Raw genomic sequence first — 22,000 nt, 5'->3', positions numbered from 1 at the left:
CCAGCATCACATATCGCAAACGACCGTGCGGTTGCCGGAATCAAAAAAATCGGCGAACTCACATGTCCGGGCCCGCGGCGGTCATCCGAAGATGCCCGCCCGGCGGTCCGGGTCGGCGAGCACATCCCGGATCAACAACCCCAGGTCGGCATCGGCGGGCGGGGTGCGATAGCGCAATTCACACTGCACGTTCCCGGCGACGCCGACCAGCAGCCGGTTGTAGCCGTGCTGTGTGCGCTCCCAGTGGACGTCGGCGCCCAGGCGGTCGACCTCGAAGGCCTGATCACCGATTCGCAGCACCAGGCCGGAGGTCCGGTCACGGTAGAACATCACGGGCAGACCTTCCAGGTGGTCGTAGACGCCCGCCGGGGAGCCCGCGCCGACTGGTGCGGATTGCAGTGCGCCGGAGCCCGGATCGAGGGTCGCGAATTCACCGAATCCGGAATGGGATCGGAGGTAGACGCCGTGGCTGCCATTGCCGGAGGTCGGCGCCGTGGCGCGCGGGAACCGGCCGGTGTTGCGACCGCGGCCGTTGCCCGCCGCGCCCTGCTGGCCGCCCGGCGCTCCACCCGTGGGTGCGCCACCCGGGAAGCCACCGGGCATGCCGTTCGCGCCCGACCCATTGGCCGAAGCGCCATTCCACGGGCTGCCCGGGTCGGGGCTCGACGGCATGAAACCGGGTGGCTGGCCGCCGTTCGGCGCGGGCGGATAGCCACCCGGCCCGCTTGGACCTCCGGGCGCGTGCGGGCCGCTTCCCTTGGGGGCCACCGGCGGATGCGGTGCGACGCCGGGCTGGTGCGGCCGGCCACCCGGATCTTGCCACCCGCCAACGGTATTCGAGGGGTCCTGGAACTGTGGCCCACCCGACCGACTCCACGGCGTACCCGGGGACTGCGTCCAGTCGGAATTGTTCGCCGACGAGCCCGGAGCCCACGGCAGGCCATCGCCACCGTTGGGCATGCCGGGGAGCTGCGGCCAGCCGCCCGGCGGGGTCACCGGCGGGGTCGGAATATGCGGTGGCGTCGGTTGAGTGGGCCAGTGTGGCACGCCCGGATTGGTCGGCATGGGTGGACCGCCCGGCGGCATCGAGCCACCCGGGCCCGAGAATCCCGGGTAGTTGGGGCCACCCGGATAGTTCGGGCCACCGGGATAGTTGGGACCACCCGGATGACTCGGTCCCACAGGCTGATTCGGGCCGCCGGGCTGATTCGGATCTCCGTTGTCCGGCGGCAGCGACCACGGCGCGGCCTCCTGCGAAGGCTGCGGCGTGTACTGCGGGAACGTCGGGTTGAACGGATGCACCGGATGCGGCACGTGCGAGCGCCGGCCCGGGTTGCGCCATTCATCGCGCGGTTGCCACCCGGGCCCGTTCGGGTCGGAGTGGCCGGGATCGCCTGGAGTCGGATCATTCCCGGCGGTCGGCTCTTCCGGCCGCGCCGCGGCATTCGGCTGCGGGGCAGGCTCGTTCGGCCGCACCGGCTCCTGGAGCAGTGGCGACCGACGATGCTGATCCCCGACCACCGACTCCGGTGCAGCCCGTTCTTCGACCACAGGCCGCGGCTCGGGCGGCTCCTCGACCACCGGCTGCGACTTGGGCGGCTCCTCGACTAAGGGCTGCGGTTGAGACTGTTCCACAACGGGTTGCGGTTGGGCCGGTTCCTGGACCGGCGGGCGTTCGGGTAGGCCGGATTCGCGCAGGATCACCGGCGGTGCCGGGGTGGCGGGTGCTTGCGGCTCGGGCACGAGAGCGGCTCCGCCGTCACCGGTTTCGGGACCACCGGGCTTGCGCGGGCTCACGCCCGGAGTCGGGCCGTCACCAGGGTCCTGGTTCTCCGGCGGTGTGCCGTCGGCCTCCGCGTCACCGGGTTGCGGTGTCGGCGGCTTCGGGCCGCCGCCTTCCTGATTCAGCGCGGTCTGCTCTGATTCCTCGGCGGGTTGCAGTTCACGGACCGGGACGGCACCGTCCGGGAGCGTCCGTTCGTGGGCAGGGATGCCGCCGTCCGGCAGGGTCCGTTCGTAGGCCGGGATGCCGCCGTCCGGCAGGTTTTGTTCATGGGTGCTGGGCGGCTCGGGCTCGCCCGCCACCCAGCGGGCGAACTCGTCGGCGCGATGGACGCGCAGGACGGCTTCGCGCAGGTTGTGGAAAACGTTGTGGGGGTCGACGTTCGCGACGAGAGCCGCGCGCGGATCGAGTCCCGCGAGGGTGGCCTCGTAGCGGGACGGGGTCAGGTTCGCTTCGGAGACCTCGAGGCCGGTGCGGCGGTGCAGGTCCGCCAGGGCCGCGGTTTGCGCGGCGTAGGCCGCGGCGCGCGCACGGTCGGCGGCGGCGGGCAGGGAGTCGCCAGCCGCGACGGATTCCACTGCGAGACGACGGAGTTCGGTCTCCCACCGGCCTACCCGGTCGGCCGCCTCGTGGCAGCGGTCGGCCGCCTCGGCCAGCACGAGGCGGGCGCGTTCGTCCACCGTCATGTTCGCGCGCATCTTCGTGGCGAGTTCCTCGCGCGTTTCGCGCACCCATTCCGGGGTGAGCTCATCCAGCGCATACGGCAGGCCGGACGCGGCCAGCCCGAGATCGGACTCCGCCGTCTCGAAATCTCGTCGGGCCGTGTCGAGTTCGCGGTGCGCGCGAACGTCGGGAGTCTCGCTCGCCAGGTGCTGCACGGCGGCATCGCGCTCGGCGTCGGCGAGGAACTCCTGCGCGATCCGATGGCGCCGCACCGCGTTCCGCAGCGGAGCGGTCTCCTCGGTCCACACCGCGTGATCACCCGCGGGAACCCGCAGCAACGCCTCGACCTGGGCGATCACGCGTTCGGGACTGCGTCCGGCCGCCGCCGGGTTCTCGGCGATCTCCCGCTGCAGATCAGCGTGGGCACCATCGACCTCGCGCCGCCAGACCTCGACCGCGGTCTCCCCCGGCGCGGCCGCGGCACGGTCCACCGCGGCACCCAGTTCGGACTCGAGCTTCGCGACTCGATCCGCGGCGTGCGTGTAATCCTGTGCCGCCGTGGCCAAATCGTCGATGCGCTGCCGAGCCCCCGGCAGCTCGCCACCCTCTTCACGCGTGCGGGCGGCCAGGTAGTCGACGGTGCCGGACAGGCGGTGCGGAGTCAGGTCGGAATGCTCGATGGCCCGGTTGTGCTCGAGCCAGACCCGGCCGCGCGTGTACTCACGGTTCGCGTCGGCCTGTTCCAGCGCCGTGCGGGCGGTGGCCAGTTCCGCCGCCACCTCGCGCGGGGACCGGTGCGGCGCTTCGGGTTCCGGCGGCACGGTGAGGCCGTTGTGCTCGGCGGCGAGCCGCGCCAGCTCGTCGATATGGGCCTCGCGGGCGCGTACCTCCTCCCGCATGGTGTCGATGACCTTGTCCATCTGCGACATCTTCAGCCGCTCGTGCTTGTCGATCTTGCCGTCGCGGTAGGCCTCGTACACCTCGGCGTAGCGGGCATTGCGCGAGTTCTTCAGCAGATCCACGAACTGCTCGCGCGAGAGCGGCTCGCGCCCGGCGGGCATGCTGTCGCGGTAGGCCTGATAGCCAGCCCCGAAGTCAGCGGCCTCGCGCCCGGTGTGCAGCGCGTCGCGCAATTGGGCCGGGGACATCAGTTCGTGCAGATCGCGCGCGTGCGTCTCGTAGAGCTTGACGGTGCGGTCGATGCTGAAGGTATCCACTCCGAGCAGTCGCGACCACACGCCCGCCGCCTGCGACGGGTTGTCGGACAGGGGCGGCTCGCCCAGCGATCGGTGCAGCAGTTCCCGCAGGCGCGCCGGAGCTTTCGAATCGTGGATGGGCAGCACGCCGTCTGCCAACCGCGGATCACGGGACGGATCGAAGCCCAGATTGTCGCGGAAGGAATCGAGATCGCCCAGTTCCCCGACGTAGTCGGCGAGCGCCGCCAGCAGTTCGGGCCGGTCCTCGGACCGTCGCAGCACCTCATTGATCGCGTGCAGCAGCTTCTTGGGGTCGGTGCTGTCCGGATCGGGACGACGATCGACGACCAGACCGGTCGCCTTGTCCTTGACGTAGCGCTCGGCGTACAGGTCCTCCGGCTCGACGCCGAGCCGCACGGCCAGCCGGTCGCGAGCGGCCAGCACGGCCTTCTCGTCGCCGTCGCGCAGCACGTTCGCGTAGTCGACCAGGTCCTCGATGCCCTGCTCGCGCCGTAGCTTTCGCAGCCAACGCCGCGCGGCGTTCACGTCGGGGTCGGTCAGCGCCTGCGCGATGCGCTCGGGCGTGAGATCGCGGGGATCACCCAGGCGCAACCGGTTCGCGAGCTGGCCGAGCGGCTGCTCCCGCGCATGGAAGTTGTCGATGGCGTCGGTGGTGCGGACGAAGTCCGCCATGCCCTCGATCTGCGCGGCCCGCAAGGCATTGTCGTGGCGCAGCGCCTCGATCGTGGCGGCCAGGTGCTCGGGACCGAGCTCCATGAAGTCGATCGAGAGTCGGGCCGCGATCGCATTGCGTTCCGCGCGAACGACATCCGGATCGCGCACGACCGCATGCTCGGCGGGGTCGATCGAATGCGGCCCTGCGGCTTCCAGCGGATGGGACACGATGCGCCAGGGCTCGTCCCCGTCTCGGAGCATGAGCACACCCAGTTTGCCGCCAGCAGTGTCGATTTCGTGGTAGCGGGCCTGCGGGGTCGCCAGCGCGTCCAGCTTGGCGGTGCCCTGCCCGTCCACGTCGATGGCGAAGTACTCGGGACGCAGCTCGCCGGAATTGAGGCGTGCGGCGAGCTCAGGGTGCTCGGACAGGGTCTCGATCAACTGGACATCATGATCGCGAACACCGCGAATCACGAGCAGCCGCTTGGGATCTCCGGCACGCTCCCCCGGAGCGAGACCGACACCACGGTCGACCATGCCGCCGTCGATCGTTTCCATCCACGCGCGGATATGTCCGTCGGCGAAGTTCGTCGCGCGGTCGACCATGACGGTGTCGGCGTCGAGGAAGTGATCCACCGTGTCCGACAGCCGGTTCAGCCGATCCAGATCGTCGCGGGCCTGCATGCGCAGCTCGGCGAGGGTGTGCTCGAGGTGCTCGGGGGTGAGCCGGTCCAGGTCGACACCCAGCAGCTGCGCCCAGTTGCCACGTTCGTCACGAATCTGATCGCGCTGCAACGCGGCCTCGAACAGCCGGCCCCTGGAGCTGCGATTCAATTCCTCGTCGGCGTTCTCGAAGTCGCGGCCGGGCTCACCACCATTGGCCGCGCCCTGCCACTCGAGCGCGGTGGTCCGTGGCATGCGCGCTCGCGCTTCCAGCCCCTCGATCTGCTCGGGGGTCAGATTCTCGTCGGCGATCCGCTCGCGCAGTTTCGCCACCCGCTGCTCGGCGCGGGGCTGCTCCTCGGCGTGGTACAGCTCGCGCTGGTAGCGGCCCAGCGGATCCTTGTCCAGGAAGCTGACCGGACGATACGGGACGCGGGCGTCCTCGAGGTTGAACCGCTGCGCGGCATCGCGCAGTGCTTCGATCGCACCGGCGCGGCGCATGAGCTCATAGGTTCGCGCGTCCACGAGCCGACGCAGGGTCTCCGGTTCCGCGTCGGGCAGACGAATCCCCTGCTCCCGCACCAGTTTCACCAGATCGGTGAGGGCCTCGTCGCGGGCGAGAATGGCCTCCGCCACCGGCTGCGGCAGCTCGGGGCCCAGCTCGTGTTCGGTCATCGGCCGCAGTTCGGGGCGCTCGACGACCGGCAGCACCTCTTCCACATGGGCGTACTCCGGATGCCCCTCGAGGAACAGGCGCACGCTCTCGTCGTGTTCGGAAACCTCTTGCCAGTGCCGGGAGTTGTCGGTCTCGGTCAGCCAGGGCTGGTACTCGCGGCCGTCGCGGGTGTGCATCGGCAGGACATCGGGCGAGATATCGGCGACCAGGCGGCTCAAACGCCGTACGAACGGCAGCTTCTCGCGATCCTTCCACAGCGTCGCGGTTTCCTTGACGATGCGCATCGGGTTGAACTTGTCCTTGACCTCGAGCAGATGCTCGTTGTGCGAGGCATAGCCGACCTCGACCGCCCAGAACGCCTGGTACTTACTGTCATTGCCGGAACCGGAGGGGTACTTCGGGGCATGCCCGACGTAGTCGCCGGTCAGCTTGTCCCACAGCTTGCGCAGTCGGCCGCGGGTGTCCGGCTCTCGGGGTGTGACCGGCGCTTCCGGCTTCGGCAGTTCGGGCCGCGGCACAGCCTTGGCGACCAGGTTGCCGTCGGGACCTTCGGCCATGCGGACGAAGACACGATCGCCCTCGGCCTCCAGCACCAGGTGCGGGCCCTTCGCCGAGTCCGGACGGACATGGGTGACCGCCACCAGATCCGCGACATCCGAGGCGCGGCGCAGGGTTTCGCGCATGAGGTCGTTGAGGACGTCGACGCGGGTCCGCGGCTCAAGGAAGGTGGTCTCGACACCGAGCAGGCGGGCCCAGTCGTCGCGGGCCTCGGCGAACCTCGCGCGTTCCTCGGGTCGGGTCGCTTCATCGTGCAGATGCAGGGTGTGCGCCAGCGCCTCGACCGCACCGGCGCGCAACGCGTTTCGATACTGCAGCTCCCCGGCCACGCGCGGCAGATTCGCCACATCGTCGGCCGACAGGCCGAGCCTGGCGATGAGTTCGGACCGCAGTTCGTCCAGCGACATCATGCGGGCCTCGCCCGCGGGACCGCGCTCCACCCGCGACCACGGCTCCAGCGGCAGATCGCGGCCGGGCGGCGGAGGTATCACCGGATCGCCCGAAGTGAGTCGCGGACGCTCCGATTCGTGCGCCCCGGCGGCGTCGAGCTGCTCGCGGGTCATGGGGGCGGGCGGACGGTTCTGCTCCGGATTGCCGAAATGCCCGTTCTCACGCGCGGTTTCGGCTAGCCGCTGCAGCGCACCGAGCGGATCGCGCTGATGCGACAGCGCGTCGAAGAGACCAAGGGCATCCGCCAGGCGGGCAGCGTAGGCCCCCTCTTCCATCCCGCGCGGCCGCCCGGTCGACTCAACCACATGCTCGCTCAGGTGCTCCGCCACCGCCGCCAGCGCAGGCGAGGCCACCACCGGGTCGACCACCCGATCGACCTCGTGCACCGCAACCGGCACAGTCTGCGTCGTCGCCTCGTGCACCGGAACCGGCGTGGTCTGCGTCGTCGCCTCGTGGACCGACGGGGCCTGGCTCTGCTCCTCCCGCACCACAGGAGCAGCGGGGCCCTTGGGCTCACCTTCCGCCCCAGAGGCCTTCGGCTCCGACTTCGCGCCCGGCGCACCGGGTTTCGTCGGATCCGGCTCCGGCTTCGCGGGCGTGCCGCCCGTAGGCGGCTCCTCGTCGCCACGCTCCCCCGGCTGACGCTCGAACGGCCCCTCGCCCCGAGACCACAGCTCGCGCGGATCAGCACCGCGCGGCTCCGGCGGACGCGGCGCGGCCGGGGATGGTGTCTTGACCGACTCCGGCACGGGCTTCGCACCCGAGGTGTCCGGCTTGGACGGATTCGGCTCCACCACAGCGGGTTTCGCGCCGCTGGGCGGATCGCCGTCGCCACGTAGGTTCGGGTCGCGCCCGGTGAGATCCTCGCCGCGTGACCACGGGCCGCGCGGATCGCGCGGGGTGGGGTCGAGGGGGTGCGGTCCAGAATCGCTCGCCGGGCGGACGGTCTGGACGGTGATGGTGCCGGCGTCATCGACGTGGACGATGCGGTATTCGACCGGGACGCCCTGTGCGGCGAGATTCTCGCGGATCTCCGGTCCGATGACCAGGTCCGGATCTTCGTGGTGGGTGACCACCACCAGCCTGGTCGGGTCGGTGGCCAGGCCGACACCCGGACCCCGCCGGTCGGTGGTGGTGTTGTCCAGCACATCCTCGGCGGCCATGTAGTGCGCCTGCTCGCGCAGGCGGAGTGCCTCGGCGGTGTGGGCCCGATGGGCATCGCGGTGCTCGCCCGTGATGCGGCGGATCTCGGTCAGCTCGGCCCGGCGGGCATCGGACGCCGCCACCTGCTCCCAGTAGTTCCCGTGGTTTCCGGCGGGAATGCCCTCGGCCCGCAACATCTGCTGGATCGCGGCGATTTCGGTCTTGTCGGCGTCGAAGATGTAGTCGGAGAGCTCGTTCGGCGTCATATCGGCCAGGCGGGTCTCCAGCTCGCGCAGGCGGTCGCTCCGCTGTTGCGACGTCAAGGTCTCGTCATTGCGCAGAGTGGTCATGCCCATCTCACGAGCCTGGTCCCGCAACACCTGGTGGGCCGCCGCGGCCGCGCGGTCCTCCTCGAGCGCCTTGCCCATGAGCTCGGTGATCCGCGCCTCGACCCGGGCGTCGACCGGCACGTGCTGTTCCGGTGGACCGACCGGCTCCCACACCGTCTCCGGATTCGCACCGTGCTGTGCCCCACCGGACTCCGCGCCACCACCCGCGGGGTCCGCCGGATCGGACGGATCGGCCTGCGCCCCCGAATCACCCGAGTCGCCCGGGCTGTTCGGATCGGTTTTCACACCCTGACCACTCGGGTCGCCGGGGTCGTTCGGATCGGTCTTGGACGCCGACCCACCGGCGTCGCCGGGATCCGACTCGTCCGGCTTGCGGTACGCCTCGCGCGGATCGGTCGGCTTTACGCCCGACTCGGGCTCGGGCGTCTTCGCGTAGGCCTCACGCGGATCGGTGGGCTTGGTACCCGACTCGGGGTCGGGCGTTTTCGCGTACGCCTCGCGTGGATCCGGTACGGGGTCGGGCGGGGTGTGGTCGTTGATGAAATCGGCGAAAGATTCGGCCCGGTGGTAGTTTTCGGCTGCTTCGCGGAGCGTGGTGAGGGCGCCGTGCGGGTCGCCGCCGGGCTTGCGGATGGTGGAGTTCTCCAGATCCGAGAGGGTTTGCCGGTAGTCGGCGGCGTGCAGGTCGGCCTCGGTGATGTGGAGGCCGGTCTCCGGGAAGAGTCGGGAAACGGCGTCGCGCAGGGCGATTCGTGCGTCGGCGAGCGCGCGGGCCGCGGCGGCACGCGGGGTGTCGGCGGCGATGGCCGCCTCGGCCGCGAGATGCTCGACCTGAGCCTCCCAGCGGGACACGCGCTCCTGAGTGTCGAGGTGACGTTCGACGGCGTCGGCCAGCGCCAAGCGACCACGCTGCTCCGGCGAGAGCTGTGTGGCAGGCTTGCCGCCCAATTCCTCGCGGGTCGCCTCGACCCACGAGCGAGTGAGCTCCGGCTCGGTGACGGGCAGGCCCGCCATCGCGTTGTCACGCGCCAGCTCGGCGAGATCCAGATCCTGTCGTGCGTAATCGAGTTCGCGAGTCGCCCGGCGCTCGGGCGTCTCCGCCGCACGGGCCGCCACGAGCGCCTCGTCCTGGGCCGCGGCGAGGAATTCGCGCGCGGTCTGGTAGCGGTGGACCGCATCCCGGACCGGGATCTGCTCATCGCTCCAGAGACCGCCGGATTCGCGCGGAACATTGGAGATCCGCTCGACCTGACGGACGACTCGATCGAGATCACCGGAGTTCCGATTACCGGGCTCGGCCTCGATCGCGGCTTCCAATTCGGCACGCGCGCCGTCGACTTCGCGTTGCCAGGCCTCGACGGGCGTTTCCGGCGCGCCCGCACCGGCCTCGACAGCCGAGCGCAGCGTCGACTCCAGGTCCCGCACACGGTCCTGGGCCTGGTTGAATTCGCGCGCGGCCCGTTCCAGGTCATCGATCCGCGGCTCGAAATTGGGCAGTGTCCCGCCCTCGTCGGCATTGCGGGTACGCAGGTATTCGGTGGTGCCGTGAATCCGTTCGGGCGTCAAATCGCTCTCGGACAGCGGCCGGTTGTCCTGCAACCACATTCGGCCCATGGCATGCGCGCGGTTGTCACTCGCGATGAGCAGCCGGTGGCGAGCCTCGGCCAGATCGGCGGCGAGTTCGCGCGGAGTGCGCGGCGATTCGGGGGTCCACGGGGTGGTGAGGTGGTTGTGCTCGGCGGCCAGCCGGCCCAGCGCGTCGATATCGGCTTCGCGGGAACGGATCTCCTCGCGCAGGCCGTCGATGATCCCGGACAGTTCGCCGGGCTTGGGGTGTTCGTGCTTCTCGATCTTGCCGTCGCGATAGACCTCGTAGACCTCGGCGTAGCGATCGTGCCGGATCTCCGTGACCACCTCGAACAGCTCGTGCTCGGAGAGCGGCCGCTGCCCGGGCTCCATGCTCGCCACGTACTCGGCGTGCACCGCGTGCTTTTCGTCGTCGGTCAGCTCGCGCCGCTGGCCATCCGCCGTTTCGCGCTGCTCCACCCCGCGCAGCACATCGTCCATTTGGGCGGGCGAGAGCCGGTCGTGCAGACCGGGCAACTCGTCGCGGTACAGCTTCCCCAGCCGCTCGACATCGTGGACGTCCACGCCGAGCAGCCGCGACCAGACGGCTTCCGCCCGTGACGGATTCTCCGCGACCAGCGGCTCACCGATGGCACCGCTCATCAGCTTCTTCAGCAGTGCGGGAGCGTTCTCGTCGTAGATCCGGACCACACCGTCCGCGGCGCGCGGATCCGCGCTCGGGTCGTGGCGCAGCCCCGTGCGGAAGGGATCCAATTCGGCGATGGTGTGCGCGTATTCGGCCAGCGCGGCCAGCAGCTCCGGCCGGTTACCCGATCGCTCCAGTACATCGTTGATCGCGTGCAGCACGGCCTTGGGCTTGGTGCTCTTGGGATCCGGCCCGTAGCCGACGATCTCCTTGTTCTCGTCCTTGACGTGCTTCTTGCCGTACAGGTCCTCGGGATCGACACCGAGCCGCTCGGCCAAGCGGTCGCGCGCCGCCAGCACGGCCTTGCCATCGGTGGTGTCGCGCAGTGTCTTCGCGTAGTCGAGCAGATCCTCGAGCCGCTGGATGCGCGCCGCCTTCTTGACGTTCGGATCGGCCATGGCCTCGGCCAGCCGCTCCGGCGTCAGGTGCTCGGGATCCATGCCGATGGAGTGGGCGAGGTTGTTGAGCCGGCGATCGAGGTCGTGGAAGTTCTCGATGGCATCGCCGCTGCGGATGAAATCCGCCATCCCCTCGATCTGCGCGGCGCGCAGGGCATTGTCGTGGCGCAGTGCGTCGAGGGTGTCCTGGAGGTGCTCGGGGCCCAGCTTCAGATGGTCGACCGAGAGTCGTGCGGCGACCTCGTTGCGTTCGGAGCGAACGACATCCGGATCGCGGGGTGCGGTCTGCTGCGGCTCGGTCACGACCGTTTCGGCCTCATGGACCGCCACCGGATCGTGCGTACCCGGCTCCGGCTGCACCACCTTCCACGGCTCGTTGCCTTCGCGCACCAGGAGCACCGGGGTGCGTTCGCCGTCGAGTTCCATCTCGTGGAAGCGGGCCTGCGGCGGCTCGGCCTCGCGGACCACGACATGGCCGTCGCCGTCCACCCCGATGACGCGGTAATCCAGTTGCAGCTCACCGCGATTGAGCAGCTCGCCCAGGTCCGGGTGGGCGGCCAGCGCGTCGGCGAGGCGGACCTCATGGTCGTCCGTGCCGCGAATCACGACCAGGCGGGTCGGTTCGCCGGGGTGCTCGGGCGGACGCAGGCCGACACCGTCCTCGAGCATGGCGCCGCCGTGGGCGTCCAGCCAGGCGTGCGCGGTGCGATCGCCGAGCTGCTCGGTCAGGTCTCGTGCTTCGGCGTCCAGCCGCAGGAAATGCTCTGCGGCCTGTGCGAATTCGTGGATTCCGCCGGCGTCGTCGCGCACCTGCATGCGCAGGTCGGCAATGGTGTGCGCCAGCCGATTCGGATCGTTCGCGGTCGGGACGAGCTCGTCCAGGCCGACCCCGAGCAGCTGCGCCCAGTTGGAGCGCTCCTCGCGAATCTGATCGCGATTCAGGGCTTCCTCGAAGAAGCGCCCCTCCTCGCTCTGCGCGAATTCCGATTCGGGATCGTCGAAGTGGCGGGCCCACTCACCGCCATTGTTGACGCCGTGGAAGTCCAGCGCCGTCGTGCGGGGCTTGCGGGGGAGGTAGTACGGGTCCGGATCGTCGGGCGAGACGCCGTCGCGCGCGCGACGGGCATCGGCGCGCTGCTGCTGGATCTCCCGCTCCCGCACCTCCCACATCTCGCGCACATAGCGGCCCAGCGGGTCCTTGTCATTGAACTTGGCTTCCCGGAAGGGGACCCGCTCCGCCTCGGCGTTGTACCGCTCGGAGGCGTCACGCAGGGCCTCCACGGCACCGGCACGACGCATGAGCTCGTAGGTGGCGTGATCGACCGCGCGGTGCAGGGTGGCCGGGTCGGCATCGGTGAGATCGATGCCGTGACGGTGGGCCAGCCGCACCAGGTCGGCGAGGGCGGCATCGCGCGCGTCGACGGCGCCGACCAGCGGCTGCGGGACGTCGTCGGCCAGGTGCCGCTCGGGCGGCGGCTGCAGCTCGGAGTTCGGATCCCGTTCCGGCGCGGGGGGAACCTCGTACTCGTCGGGGTGGTTCTCGCGGAAGAGGTCGATGCTCTCCTGGTGGTCGAGTCGCTCCTGCCAGCTCCGCGAATGATCGACCTCGGTATTCCAGGGCTGATACTCGCCGCCGTCGCGGGTCCGCATCGGGATGAGGTCGGCGGCGACATCGGCGATCTTGCTCGTCAGGTGTTTGAGCAGCGGCATCTGCTCGCGCACCTTGAGGATGGTGGCCGCCTCCTTGGCAATGCGCGCCGGGTTGGCCTCCTCGACCTCGTGCACCTCGACATGGGCCAACTCGTGGACGACGTCGCCGACGAAGTTGATCAGTTCGCCCTGGCCCTTGCTGTCATTGCCGGAGCCGGACGGGTACTTCGGATAGTCGCCCTTGAAGGGGGCCATCATCCGGCGCATGACGCGCTTCACCAGACCCGGCTGCTCGGGCTCCGCCGCGGGCGCCTTGGGCGCGGCGGGCAGGTCGGGGCGGTCGACCACCTCTACACGACGGTTGCCGTGCTCGTCCTCGGTGACTCTCGCGTGCACCCGGTGGCCATCGGACTCCAGCACCAGGTGATGACCGGCGGCCGGATCCTGCACGTGGTGGGTGGCGGCCATCAGGTCCGCGACATCCGAAGCGCGGCGGAGCGTTTCATCGCGCAGCTCGCTCAGGGTCCGGGCCGCGTGCTCGGGGAGCACCCGGTCCGGATCCACGCCGAGCAGACGGGCCCACTCGTCCCGGGTCTGGGCGAAGCGTTGACGCTCCTGCGGGTTACCGGCATTGGCATGCCAATCGACGGCGTCGCTGAGCGCCTCGATCGCGCCGGCGCGCAGCATGTTCCGGTACTGCATGTCACCGATGACCTCGGACATGCGCTCGGGGGTCAGGTCCTCGGGACGAAGGCCCAGCTCGGCGGCGAGCTCATGGCGCAACTGGTCGAGGGTGAGGGCGCGCGGCTGATCATGGGCCGGACCGCGATTCACCTCCGACCACGGCTCCAGCGGCCGCGGGTCCGGCCTCGTGCCCGGCGGCAACTCGGTGCGCTGCCGGGAATCGAAGCGCTCGCTGTTCGAGAGCGGCCGGTAATCCTCCGCGCGCATGGGGCGTGAGGGCACATCACCCTCGGGGTCACCGAAATGTCCTCGGGCGCGGGCCTGCTCGGCGATGTCCCGGAAGGCCGACAGCGGATCGCGGCGGCCGCCCACGGCTTCGCGCACACCCAGGGCCTCGCTCAGCTGGCGTCCGTACTCGCGCTCGGCGGGCGCGTGTGCACGGGCACCCACCGGGTGCTCGGCGCGCAACAGGTAGTCGGCGGCCGCGCGGAGGGCCGGAGAGGCGTCGACCGGATCGCGCGGCACCGGGCGCGACTCCTGCTCCGGGGCAGTCAGTTCCACCGTCGGCGCCTCGCTCGACGCCACCGCGGTGTGCTGCTGCGCGGGCAATTCCTGCGTCTGAGCATTCGGATCGTGCTGCGGCAACTCCTGGGTCGCGGCATTTGGATCATTGCGCGGCAGCTCTTGGGTCGCCGCATTCGGATCGTTCTGCGGCAGTTCCTGGGTCGCCGCGTTCGGATCATTGCGCGGCAGCTCTTGGGTCGCCGCATTCGGATCATTGCGCGGCAACTCCTGGGTCGCCGCATTCGGATCGTTCTGCGGCAGTTCCTGGGTCGCCGCATTCGGATCGTTGCGCGGCAACTCCTGGGTCGCCGCATTCGGGTCGGATACCGGGGACTCGGGTTGCGGGAGTTGCTCGGTCGTGGCGTTGGGGTCGGTGGCGGTGCGGGGCGGCTCTTCGGGGCGGCCGCCCGCGACTTCCCAGGCCAGGTCGGCGTCCTGGGCGAAAATGCGGGCGCGCGCGTCGGCGTCGGCGATATCGGCTTCCAGCTCCAGCCGGTGCGGGGTGCCGGGCTCGAAGGTGGCGGCCATTTCACGCAGCCAGTCGGCATTGCGCTGGTATTCGCCCGCCAGCCAGTCGGCATGGATGGCGCGCTGGCGATCCAGCCACGAACCACTGTCGCCGGGGGTGTTGCCGTCGTCGTCGGGGAGACCGCGGCGCTGGGCGGGTTCGGCCGGGTGGGCGCCGCCCTCGGGGTGGAAGTTGTCCTCGCCGTGGGCCGTTCGCTCGACCTGGGCGTGGTGGGCGTCGATCAGGGCCTGGCTCAACACCTTCGACTGTTCGGAGGCGGCCGCGCCATTGAGCACATCGTCGGTGTATGCCTCGGCCAGGGCCTCTTCTGGATCCCAGCGGCCGTTGCGGTCGAAGGCGATTCCGGGCTGGTCGTTGAACCACTCCGCGAAACCGTCGAGGCTGCCCCGGGTTTCGGCGTAGTGGCGCATCATGGCCTCGAAGGCGTGATGCTGGGCCGCGAGGCCACCGGAGTAGTCCAACATGTGCGCGAACTCGTGCACGATCGTCGAATACACCGGGCGCGCAGCCGATCCGGGAGCGAGATGTCCCGCCTCCTCGGCCCGCGCCACCTCCCGTGCGAGCGCGGCGGGATCCTGGGCGAAGCGGCTGTCGAGGGTGATCCGGTCGGTCTGGATCCGGCCATTCTCGATGCGTCCGGGGGTCGTCTCGGCGAAGACGCCCCGCTCGTCGATCGGCCCGACATGAACGTTGCCCACCCGGGCATCCGGGAATTCGGCGAACCTGGCTTCGAGGGCGCGGCCGTACTCACGCAGCGCCTCGATGTCGTAGTGATCCGCGAAACCGTCGACGACGGTGCCCGTACGCTCGTCGTAGCTGCTGACCGTGACGTCGCGGTGGATCTCCCGCAGCCGATCGGCGATGCCCTGGTGGTCGAGGGCCGACCACGCGTCGTCGGGGTGCGGCGACCAATCCGGCACGGCCTCGAAAGGCTCGGAATCCGGTGTCGCGTGCTCGTTTTCGTGCCCGGCGGCGGAATCGTGAGCTGCCGAATCGAGGGTCGCCGGATGCGGCTCCTCGAACGGGCCGCGGCGCTGCGCCGGACCATCCGGACGCGGCTGCTCGGCCGGGGCCTCGACAGCATGCGGCCCGGCCTCCGGTCCACGACCGGTGATCCGGTCGGTCACGCGCCGCCACAGCGACCGCGGCTGCTCCGGCTCCGTGGGCCGCAGCGGGGCCGAAGGGTCGTGCAGCACATCGCGAATCCGGTTGGCCAGCTTGACCGGATCCCGATCGCTCATGCCCTGGAAGCGCTGGGCCAGCGCGTCCGAGGCCTCACCGCGCCCGGTGGGTCCGGGTACCCGCCAGCCGCCTTCGCCGTCACGCTCCAGCCACAGGTTCAGGGTCGTCGAGCCGACCTTGAACTCGTGCAGGTCGAAGCGATCCTCGGCACGGTAGCGGTAGCCGTCCGCGCTGGGCGATCCGAGAGGCACCTGCCGAGTCATCAGATCGCGGGCGACCGCCGCCGGGTGCGGATGGGTCGAACGATTGCGCTCGGCGACCCGGTGGCCCGCTTCCATGAAGTTGTCCGACAATTTCAACGCGCCCGGATCCGCACCGCGCGGGCGCGCTCTGCCCGGGCGATGGGCGAGTTCGAAAGCGCCGTCACCCAGGCCGCGCATCCACTCGTCGAACCCGACGTGGACCCGGCCGTCGGCGCGGAAGTTCAGGTAGTGGGCGAGCATCTCGCCCACGGCTTCCCGAGTATCCGGGCGGCGCATCGGCCCCTCGGCGGTGACCGAGTCGATATCGCGTACCCGCAGCCCGCCCGCACCGTCGGAGACGATCTCGCGGTACTCGAGCCGAGTCCACGGATCCCACAGTGCGTCCCGCAAGCGCGGATGCGCCTCGGCCAGCTCCCGCAGCGCGCGCATGTGCCCGCCCTCACCGGCGTACACCCGGTAGACGCGGGCGCTTCCGGTCGAGTTGTAGATCTGGACCACGTGATCGGTGAGACGGGTCGAATTACGCCTCTGCGCATCGATTTCGGAGAACTGCCTCGACACCGCGCGATCCCGGGCCTCGTCCAGCCGCGGCTCACCGCGCACGGGTTCGTGCACGACATTCGCCGGGCGCAGCAGGTCACGCACATTCGGATGGCCCCAATGGCTGTCACCGGGCTGGCCGAAGGAGCGCGCCACATCGAAGGCGACCTCGGCGTCGTGCAGGCCGGTGCCTTCCAGATAGCGGCGCAGCGCGGTCAGGCCCGCCTCCCGCACGCTGGACTCGGAGGCGTGCGGGCGGGCCGCGGCGGCCTCTTGCGCCGCATGGTACACACGCTCGGCCGGCCCGATCGGCATCGGTGTTCCGGCCGCGCGCATCGCACGCAGATGCTCGATCTCCTGTGCGTATTCCGCGGCCCGCCGGGACCGCGCCTCCGGGGTGTCGGCCTCCCGGCGCGGCAGCCGGGCAGGATCCACACCGTCCCGAATACCGTGCGCCCGATCCCAATCCGCGGCATGGGCCGCGGCCGGGTCACGGCCCTCCACCCGCGGGCCGTCGCCGACCAGCCGGGCCAGTACCTCGCGCACACCGGCCCGGTAGGCCGCGGCCTCGAGCATCCGCTCGTCGGCGGTGTTCCTGCCCTGGTAAGCCTTGCGCGCGGTGTCCAGCGCCTCGTCGTGGGCGCGGCGGTAGACCCGTTCGAGCGGATCGGCCGAACGCGGGCGCGGTCGGTCTTCGGTACCCCCGGTGCGGTTGTGTTCGTAACCCAGGGCCAGCGCCTCGGCCTGACGAGTCAGCATGGCACGCACGTAGTCGTCGCGGGTCAGTGCGAACCGCTCCAGCGGGCCCTCGACCCGGCTGTGCGCCTCGAACTCGGAAGCGGCGCGCACCAGCTCGACCGCGTGGTCGGCCGGTGACGACTGGCTGTGCAGCACAACGGTATTGGTGGCCGGGTCGTATCCGGCCATGGGGCCGCGCTCCGGTCGGCCGGCGCCGTCGACGCCGACCGCGGCCGCCGGATCATCGGTGATCCGGACGTGGACACCGTTGCGGTCCAGTGTCTCGAGGGCCCAGCGCGAGAGTTCGCTGCCGTGCTCGCGGTCGAACGCGGCCTGGATCGCATCGGAGACGGCATCGACGGCGGCCTGGGCCCTGGCGCGCTGCGATTCCGTCGCATCGGCATGGGACGGATCGGCTTCGGGTCCGGTGCGATCCTCGGTGCGAGGCGATGTTTCGGCGTGGGCCTCGGTTGGCTGGCCATAATGCTCGGCGAGCGAGTCGACACGGGTCTCACCGGTGAAACGGTTGTCGGCGAGCAGGGTCGCGACACCGGCCTCGCGTGCGACCCGGCCCGCTTCCTCGTGCGACAGTTCGGGATTCACCTCGCGGGCGCGCGCTACGGCCTCGGCGCCCGCCCGGTGGTAGGACTCGCGAATATGGTCGATGAAGGCGCTGTCCACGGGAGCGTGGAATGGCCCGCGCTCGGGGTCGTATCCCGCATCGCGCAGTTCGCGTACGAATTCGGCTTCTTCGGCGAAGGATTCGGCCGCGCGCCGCAGGTGCTCGGGACCGCCGGGCTCGACTGCCCGGTGCGGGTCGGCCAGATGGGTGGCGGCCGCGACGACGGCGGTCGCCTGGTCCAGCTCACTGCGCTCGTGCGTGTCGATGATCAGTTCACGCCGGACCGGATCGTAGGAGTGGCCGTGCGGGCCACCCTCACCGTCGGACAGGCGCAACGAGATTCCGGACTCCCGCAGGGCGAGGAGAGCGGCACGCCCGGATTCGGTGTGCGCCAGCACTTCCCCGACCGCCACCAGGCGTGGATCGACGCCCTCGGCCAGATACCGCGAGTCGACGAACGGCGTGTCGGCCACGACCGGGTAGACGAGTTCGCGCACGGCGCGCTCCGGGCGCACATTGTCCGCCACGTCCTGAGCGTCGGATGCGGGCCGGTGCGGTGCGGCCGGCTCCGAGCCACCGGTCGACGACGAACCGCCGGTGAGGTTCGCGGGCGGCTCGGCCGCGCGCGGCTCCGATTGGGCAGCGCCGTCACCGGATTCGGGCCCGCCGGGCTTACGGGGGCTCGCGCCGGGAGCCGGGTCGTCCCCACCCGGTTCACGACCGTCTGCGGCCGGGCCGGACTCGTCGCCGCCGGACTTCGGCGGTTCGGTTCCGCCATCGGACTTCGGCTCACCGGATCTCGGCGATTCGGATTCACCACCGGTCGGCGCCTCCGGGTCGGAAAGGCCCGCGCGGGCATTGCGTTCGGCCGCATCCTGGGCGAGCCGGGCCGCGACGTCGGCGGGTATCGGGTCGCGGTGCGGGAGCACCACCCCCGAGCCGTCCTCCGCCTTGATGCGGTAGTCCGCCGGGACGTACAGGTTTCGGCCGGTGTAGCTGGGGACGCCGTGCAGCATCGAATTACAGTTGGCGCACGCCGCGGCGGGATCGCCGACACCGAGTTTCTCGCTGATCCAGCGGGGATCGAAACGCAGCTCCGCGAGCACCTCGCGCCCGAGCGGAGGCGGAGTGGAATCCGCGCCGTGCTGCGCACGCCACTCGATGTCGTGGACACGCTGACGTTCCCACAACAGCTCGTTGACCGCCTTGACCTCGGCGTGCCGCAGGGGCGTGTCGAAGTGGGCGCGGCCCTGATAGACCACGTCCCGTTTCCCGACGCCCTTGATCTTGCGTTGGAGGACCTTGTCCTCGGACTCCATGACCGGGTGCTGCCAGTCGCCGAGAGCGTGATGGTTCTCGCGAAGCAGGGGATGGACGTTGTCGTTGTCGATCACGTGTGCGGCGGTACCGTTCACGCCCTCGGTGATCAGGCCGGTCCGCAGGTCGATGCCGAGGGCGCTGCAGGGCCCGTCCTCGCCCGGGGTGAAGTCCTTCGCGTGGTACAGGGCGCGATCCCGGGAGAGAGCGCCGATGTACTCGTGCACCGGTTTGCCGTCGATCGCCTTGATGAGGCCGTCGTCCCCCACCTGTACCCGGGTGCGATCGTTCAGATCGAGCTGTTCGACAACCGCACCGCGGGACTTGTCCCCTTCGAATTCGGGATCGTGGATGTGCTGCGCCGGACCGGGATCCGCGAGATCTTCCGTGAATCCGATCGGGTGTTCCATCGGCTCCCCGGCCGACGGAGCCTTGACCTGTGGCTCCACCGAGAGGTCCCCGGAGTGGTCATGGACGCCGTCGCCGGAGCCGTGCTGGACGTCCTCGCGATCGGCTCGCGCGTGCTCCTCGATCCGGTCCAGTCGCTCGCGCACGGCCTCGTGCCAGTCGGGGTGGCCCAACCGCTCGAACTCGGGGGCCAGGGCATCCAGGCGTTCGCGCACGCGTGCGATATCGGAGCGGGTGAGTTCGTGGTCGCGCCAGATGATTTCGCCGTGCTCCCCGCGCTCCATGAAATGCGCGGCGAAAAGGCTGGGGCTGTGGCTGCGTACCCCGCCGCCGAAGCCCAGACTGTGGTCGATACCGCTGACCACACCTTCGGGTCGGACCATCCAGTTGCCGGGACCTCGATCCGGCATGTCGATCAGCGCGTCCAGCAGACCCAGGCGCACACCGGCGGGCGTATCGCGGTAGATCAGGGCGGAATTCAGATCGCCCGGGTGCAGATCCTTGGCGGTCTCACCCGGCACCACCTCCATATAGACGACCCGCTCACCGTCGCGGTGCACCCGCGGCACCTCCGCGCCCGCCGCGCGGCCGACCAGCGAGGCGAGGTCCTCGGCATGGGCGTGGGCGGGGTTGGTGGTGGTCTTGCGGATGAGCTGAGTGCCGTCCTCGAAGGTGACCAGCTCGACCAGCTGGGCACTGCGCAGCGCGCCCTCGGAGATCACCTCGGAGGAGACCTCGCCGGACTCGACGGCCTCGCGGACCTGATCGGCGAACGCCCTCCGGTCCTCGAGCGGGTCGACCGGACGGCTGCCGTCGGGGAGCGGATCCTTCCCGATCCCGGGAAGGTGCTCGAGCTCGGCGATCCGGTCGGCGCGCGTCTGCTCGAGGAAATCGGAAGCGGGACGCCCGGTTTCGGGGGGCTCGGGCGCGAACCTCGGGTCGAGGCCGTGCCGAGTGCCCATGCTGAGCGGATCCACGGCCTTGCCGTCGGCGTCGAACACGATGGCGTGCGTGCCCTGCGTCTCGACCGGGACATCGGGCGGGAAACCATGCTCGCGACCGACTGCCGGATCCTTGACGACGATCTCGCCGCCCTCATTGGCCAGGACGTAAGCATGTGCACCGACGCCGTGCTCGTCGACCGGTCCGGCGTAGTGATCGACGACCAGGGCGGAGGCACCGGGGCCCAGCTCGCGCAGGCGGTCGGCAATGGCATCGTGGTCACCGAAGGTGTGCAGCTCGCCACCCGCCGCGGCCACCAACTGCCTGGCGGATATCCCCTCCGGGCCGATCTGGTGCTCGGGCACGTGAATCGAATCATTGCCGGTCAGCTGCACGAGCAGCTCCAGCGACATCGCGCCGCAGTTGCCGCGCGGCCCCGGGGCGGCCGCGCGAGCCGGATCGGCGGCGTGGGCCAGATCGGCCGCGTGTGCCAGATCGGCGGCGATCATCAATCGCGTGACGTCCTCCGCACGGTGGTATTGCTGTGCGGCCTCGCGCAATTGGGTGAAGGCCGGTCGCGGGTCGCCCTTCACCTTTCCCAGGTCGCGGCCCTCGAGGTCGCGCATGGTGTCGGCGAATTTGCCTGCGGCCAGGTCGGATTCGGCGACCTTCAGGCCGGTCACCTTTTCCAGGTTCTCGATGGCCTTCCGCACGTCGTGGCGGGCCACGTCGTGCGAGCGGGCGATCTGCGTGCGCAGGTCATCTGGCTGCTTGTCAGCGTCCGCGCCTTTGTGTCCGGTGTGGGCGGGGAGTAGGCCCTGCCGGGTCCGTTCACTGAGCGGATCCACCGCGGTGCCATCGTCTTTGAACAGGACGGCGTGCGTGCTCCGGGTCTCGGTCGGCACCTCCGGCGGGAAGCCGTGCTCGCGGCCGGACGCCGGTTCCTTGACGACGATCTTGCCGTCCTCGTTGACGAGCAGGTATGCGTGCGCGCCCACGCCGTGCTCGTCGGTGGGGCCCGCGTAGTGGTCGATCACCAGTGCGGACGAGCCGGGGCCCAGCTCGCGCAGCCGATCCGCGATCGCGTCATGACCGTCGTAGTCGCGCAGTTTGCCGCCCGCCATGGAGACCAATTCCTTGGCGGTCATCCCCTCGTGGCCGACCGGACGTTCCGGCACCCGGATCGAGTCGTTGCCGGTGAGCTGGCGCAGCAATTTCAGAGCCAGCTCGCCGCAGCGACCGCGATTCGGGTGAGCGTCGGTATGGGCGGCCCGATCTGGTTGCGGCGCAGCATGATCGGGTGCCGAATCCGGATGCGCCGAGGCCGAATGCTCCGACGGCTCCCGCACGCTGCCAGGGTGCGCCGCCGCGCCGTCGCCGCGTTCCGGCGGAACGGCCCGGCCTTCGCCGGTCCGTGCCGCGCCGCGGCGTTCCGGGGATGCCGGGCGCTCGGCGGGATGCTGCCCTTCCCCGATGCCCGCGTGCGGCCGTTCGCCGTGGGGTCCGCGGCCACCGTCGCCCGTGGGCGTAACCGCATGCTCGCCCAGGGGAATCGGCGCGATCAGCAGACCATCCTGCGGCGTGCCGTGCTCGTCCCGCTCACGGTCGTGCGCGGGCTCCCCCGGCTCGGATCGATCCGCCCCGGGGCGTTCAACGGTCGGGTCCTCGCGGCCTCGAGCCTCGGCTGAGGGCTCCGCTTCCGACCGCAGCCCGGACGCTTCCCGCGTGTGCTCG

At 70.4% G+C, this 22,000-nt stretch carries 2 protein-coding genes; one reads left to right on the top strand and one right to left on the bottom strand.

The genetic code is table 11. From position 1 onward, the window contains the following. Nucleotides 1-81: 81 nt before the first annotated feature. The gene (locus ACYVN4_RS40730) at nt 82-21,615 is read right to left on the bottom strand and encodes a hypothetical protein (RefSeq protein WP_460728847.1); all 21,534 of its coding nucleotides are present in this window, start codon (nt 21,613-21,615) and stop codon (nt 82-84) included. On the opposite strand from ACYVN4_RS40730, the gene ACYVN4_RS40725 reads away from it, so the two are divergent. Beyond that, nucleotides 21,595-21,954, top strand: coding sequence for a hypothetical protein (locus ACYVN4_RS40725; RefSeq protein ID WP_460728845.1), 360 nt, complete (start codon nt 21,595-21,597; stop codon nt 21,952-21,954). The genes ACYVN4_RS40730 and ACYVN4_RS40725 overlap by 21 nt on opposite strands. Nucleotides 21,955-22,000: the final 46 nt, after the last annotated feature.

It is taken from the genome of Nocardia heshunensis, from assembly GCF_054782115.1.
Note: the sequence above shows the minus strand (reverse complement) of the source record. Positions and strands in the feature narration are given on the sequence as shown.